We start from the raw sequence: 340 nt of genomic DNA, 5'->3' as shown, positions 1-340 counted from the left end.
GCTGCTGGCGGAAATGCAGACGTCGATCATGTCGGCGGCGCTGCCGCTGTTCGACGGGCGGGTCGGCCGGTTCATGATCTACACCCTACTGGTGCGCCGCACGCTGGACGGCGGGCTGGCGACCCCGGTGCTGGCGCTGGCCGACAGCCTGGGGTTGCCGTTCGAGACGACCCGGCGGCATGTCGCGGCGCTGGTGGAGGCGGGGCTGTGCGCGCGCCGGCGCGGCGGCATCGTGACGATCGCAACGCTGGAGGACGAACCCTATGCCTCGATCGGCGCGCTGGCCCATGACGCGCTGGTCCGCTTCATCGAGGACATGGCGCGCATCGACGCGCTGCCC

1 protein-coding gene is annotated in these 340 nt (G+C 71.8%); it reads left to right on the top strand.

Translation table 11 applies throughout. The features are described from left to right. The coding region (locus tag CVH10_RS25865; protein WP_219924826.1) for a hypothetical protein at positions 1-340 on the top strand (340 nt) is incomplete at both ends.

The sequence above is a fragment of the Halomonas sp. ND22Bw genome (assembly GCF_003011945.1).
Classification (GTDB): Bacteria; Pseudomonadota; Gammaproteobacteria; order Pseudomonadales; family Halomonadaceae; genus Halomonas; species Halomonas halophila.
This window is presented reverse-complemented; position numbering and strand designations above follow the sequence as displayed.